Annotated in this window: 3 rRNA genes; all 3 read right to left on the minus strand. The window is 52.9% G+C overall.

Annotation, left to right across the window (positions count from 1 at the left end):
- Positions 1-64: ribosomal RNA gene (rrf, locus tag BQ9859_RS03770) — 5S ribosomal RNA — on the minus strand; the annotation flags it as partial.
- A gap of 49 nt (positions 65-113) precedes the next feature.
- Positions 114-3,013: ribosomal RNA gene (locus BQ9859_RS03775) — 23S ribosomal RNA — on the minus strand.
- Between the two features lie 190 nt (positions 3,014-3,203).
- A 16S ribosomal RNA gene (locus BQ9859_RS03780) occupies positions 3,204-4,741 on the minus strand.
- Positions 4,742-4,872 lie beyond the last annotated feature (131 nt).

The raw sequence follows: 4,872 nt of genomic DNA on the forward strand, positions 1-4,872 counted from the left end.
TGGAGTGCTTAACTTCTGTGTTCGGTATGAGGACAGGTGTGTCCACTCCGCCTTCATCACCGGATCTCTTTCCTTGAGAGTCAGCCTCTCAAAACCGAATAACAGCTCGACTTCAGATCAAGTCCTCGACCGATTAGTATCAGTCAACTCCACGTATCGCTACGCTTCCATCCCTGACCTATCTACCTCGTCGTCTTCAAGGGGTCTTACTACTTGCGTATGGGAGATCTCATCTTGGAGTAGGCTTCGCGCTTAGATGCTTTCAGCGCTTATCCCTTCCCTACTTAGCTACCCGGCCGTGCATCTGGCGATACAACCGGTACACCAGCGGTAGGTCCATCCCGGTCCTCTCGTACTAAGGACAGCTCTCCTCAAATCTCCTACGCCCACAACAGATAGGGACCGAACTGTCTCACGACGTTCTGAACCCAGCTCGCGTACCGCTTTAATGGGCGGACAGCCCAACCCTTGGAACCGAATCCAGCTCCAGGATGCGATGAGCCGACATCGAGGTGCCAAACCTCGCCGTCGATGTGAACTCTTGGGCGAGATCAGCCTGTTATCCCCAGGGTAGCTTTTATCCGTTGAGCGACGGCCCTTCCATTCGGCACCGCCGGATCACTAATCCCGACTTTCGTCCCTGTTCGAGTTGTTGCTCTCACAGTCAAGCACGCTTCTGCATTTGCACTCGTCGATTGATTTCCATCCAATCTGAGCGTACCTTTGGGCGCCTCCGTTACTCTTTGGGAGGCGACCGCCCCAGTCAAACTGCCCACCTGACACTCTCCCCATGCCCGTAGCAGGCACCAGGTTAGAACTCCAATGAAACAAGAGTGGTATCCCAACGTCGGCTCCTCGTACACTGGCGTGCACGTCTCTATCGCCTCCCACCTATCCTGTACATGCTTCATCAAAATTCAATATCAGGCTGCAGTAAAGCTCCATGGGGTCTTTCCGTCTAGTTGCGGGTAACCTGCATTTTCACAGGTACTAAGATTTCACCGAGTCTGCTGCCGAGACAGCGCCCAAATCGTTACGCCTTTCGTGCGGGTCAGAACTTACCTGACAAGGAATTTCGCTACCTTAGGACCGTTATAGTTACGGCCGCCGTTCACCGGGGCTTCGGTTCACTGCTTCGAGTTGCCTCTGACAGTTCCCCTTAACCTTCCGGCACCGGGCAGGCGTCACCCCCTATACTTCGTCTTGCGACTTCGCAGAGAGCTGTGTTTTAGTTAAACAGTCGCTTGGGCCTCTTCGCTGCGGCTCTTTCTCAAGAGCACTCCTTCTCGCGAACTTACGGAGTCTTTTTGCCGAGTTCCTTGGCAACAGTTCTCTCGCTCACCTTAGGATCCTCTCCTTGCCCACCTGTGTCGGTTTTGGTACGGGCCGCATATGGATTATCGCTAGAAGCTTTTCTTGGAAGCTGGCCTCATGTGCTTCGCTACTTGCCGAAACGTTCGCTTACCTCTCGCGCTCTGCATCCCGTGCACGCATTTCACTATGCACCTGCTGCTTCGCTTCGCCCTAAATCCGTTCATAGGGTCACACTAGCCTTCTCCGTCACTCCATCGCTCCATATACGGGTACAGGAATATCTGCCTGTTTTCCATCCACTACGCCTTTCGGCCTCGCGTTAGGTCCCGACTTACCCAGGGCGGACGAACCTTCCCCTGGAATCCTTGGGCTTTCGGTGTGCAGGATTCTCACCTGCATCTCGCTACTCACACCGGCATTCTCACTTCCATGCTCTCCACCGTTCCTTCCGGTACGGCTTCCCCGTGCATGCAACGCTCCCCTACCACTCGATCAGATCGAATCCGCAGTTTCGGTAGTATGCTTAGCCCCGGTACATTTTCGGCGCAGGGTCACTCGACTAGTGAGCTGTTACGCACTCTTTGAAGGATGGCTGCTTCTGAGCCAACCTCCTAGTTGTCTGTGCATCCCCACATCCTTTTCCACTTAGCATACATTTTGGGACCTTAACTGGCGGTCTGGGCTGTTTCCCTCTTGACCATGGACCTTATCACCCACGGTCTGACTGCCGGATATCTCTCACCTGGCATTCGCAGTTTGATTATACTCAGTACACCGGGATGGCGCCATCGTACATTCAGTGCTCTACCTCCAGATGCCTCCCTCCGACGCTAGCCCTAAAGCTATTTCGGGGAGAACCAGCTATCTCCGGGTTCGATTGGAATTTCTCCCCTAGCCACAACTCATCCGCCAACTTTTCAACGGTGGTCGGTTCGGTCCTCCATTCAGTTTCACCTGAACTTCAACCTGGTCATGGCTAGATCACCCGGTTTCGGGTCTACGATACCCTACTTGCGCCCTATTCAGACTCGCTTTCGCTTCGGCTCCGCGTCTCCCGCTTAACCTCGCACTGTATCGTAACTCGCCGGTTCATTCTACAAAAGGCACGCCATCACCCCTTAACGGGCTCTGACTTCTTGTAGGCATACGGTTTCAGGTTCTCTTTCACTCCGCTCCCGCGGTTCTTTTCACCTTTCCCTCACGGTACTCGTTCACTATCGCTCACTTGGGAATATTTAGCCTTGACGGATGGTCCCGCCTGCTTCCGACAAGATTCCTCGTGTCTCGCCGTACTCAGGATCCCACTTCGCTTCCCTCAGGTTTCGCTTACGGGACTCTCACCCTCTGCGGTATGCCTTCCCATGCATTTCTGCTACCTTCGTTCTTGCTACTTCCGTGGTCCTTCTACCCCGATCCTAAGATCGGTTTGGGCTCCTCCCCTTTCGCTCGCCGCTACTCAGGGAATCACTGTTGTTTTCTTTTCCTCCGGGTACTTAGATGTTTCAGTTCCCCGGGTTCCTCCCTCACATCCTATGTATTCAGATGCGGGTGACATCCTATGACGGATGCCGGGTTCCCCCATTCGGATATCGACGGATCTTTGCGTCCTTACCGCTCCCCGTCGCGTTTCGCCGTTTGGTGCGTCCTTCTTCAGTTCCAAGTGGCCAGGCATTCGCCGTACGCCCTTCCTTACTTGATCTTTTTCGTGTTTTCCGAGATTTTTCTTCTTCTGTTTAACACTCAGTTTCAATCCTACAACTTTTTGTTATAGACCTTTTCTGTTATGTCTTTGCTGTTATTCAGTTTTCAAAGATCGACTCGCTTCTTCTTCTGAAAGGCTCAGCCTTTCAAAACCAAACAGGAAACTTCCTTCTCTTCTTTCTCCTTAGAAAGGAGGTGATCCATCCCCACGTTCCCGTAGGGATACCTTGTTACGACTTAACCCCAGTCATCAGCTCTACCTTCGACGGCTCACTCCCTAAGGTTGTGCCACCGGCTTCGGGTATCTCCGACTCCCATGGTTTGACGGGCGGTGTGTACAAGGCCCGAGAACGTATTCACCGCGACATGCTGATTCGCGATTACTAGCGATTCCAACTTCATGAAGTCGAGTTGCAGACTTCAATCCGAACTGGGACGGCCTTTCCGAGATTCGCTTCACCTCACAGTGTCGCTGCTCTTTGTAGCCGCCATTGTAGTACGTGTGTAGCCCAGGTCATAAGGGGCATGATGATTTGACGTCATCCCCACCTTCCTCCGGTTTGTCACCGGCAGTCTCGCATGAGTCCCTAACTTGATATTGGTAACATGCGACAAGGGTTGCGCTCGTTGCGGGACTTAACCCAACATCTCACGACACGAGCTGACGACAACCATGCACCACCTGTCTCCTTGGTAACCTCCTCTATGTCTCCATAGACTCGCAAGGGATGTCAAGACCTGGTAAGGTTCTTCGCGTTGCTTCGAATTAAACCACATACTCCACCGCTTGTGCGGGCCCCCGTCAATTCCTTTGAGTTTCACACTTGCGTGCATACTCCCCAGGCGGAGGACTTATTGCGTTAACTGCAGCACTGAGTTTCCCCAACACTTAGTCCTCATCGTTTACGGCGTGGACTACTAGGGTATCTAATCCTATTTGCTCCCCACGCTTTCGTGCTTCAGTGTCAGTTGCAGGCCAGGCGACCGCCTTCGCCACCGGTGTTCCTCCATATATCTACGCATTTTACCGCTACACATGGAATTCCGTCGCCCTCTCCTGCTCTCTAGCTCGACAGTTTCCAGAGCCAACAGCGGTTGAGCCGCTCCCTTTTACTCCAGACTTATCGTGCCACCTACGCACCCTTTACGCCCAATCATTCCGGATAACGCTCGCCACCTACGTATTACCGCGGCTGCTGGCACGTAGTTAGCCGTGGCTTTCTGGTAAGATACCATCACTCCTCCATCATTCCCTATGAAGGCCGTTTTTCTCTTACAACAGAGCTTTACGATCCGAAGACCTTCTTCACTCACGCGGCATTGCTCGTTCAGGGTTTCCCCCATTGACGAAAATTCCCTACTGCTGCCTCCCGTAGGAGTTTGGGCCGTGTCTCAGTCCCAATGTGGCCGTGCACCCTCTCAGGCCGGCTACGCATCATTGCCTTGGTGGGCCGTTACCCTCACCAACCAGCTAATGCGCCGCAGGTCCATCCAGCTCCAGAGCCGTAGCTCTTTTCATGATGACAAGATGCCTCGCCATCACCTATCCGGTCTTAGCTGTCGTTTCCAACCGTTATCCCGGTGATCTGGGCAGGTTCCCTACGTGTTACTCACCCGTTCGCCACTGAACCTCTCAAAAGCAAGCTTCCAATCGGCTCCGTTCGACTTGCATGTATTAGGCATGCCGCCAGCGTTCATCCTGAGCCAGGATCAAACTCTCCATTTGAATCGTTTGTTTAGCTCATTTCTTACGCTTCGCTTTTCTTTGCTAGCGTCTTTTCTTTTCTTATCCGGACTTGCGTCCTTCTTCTTTTTTTTGAATTGACGTTTCTCTGTTTGGTTTTCAAAGATCGAGCT

It is taken from the genome of Merdibacter massiliensis (assembly GCF_900155395.1).
GTDB classification, from domain to species: Bacteria; Bacillota_I; Bacilli_A; order Erysipelotrichales; family Erysipelotrichaceae; genus Merdibacter; species Merdibacter massiliensis.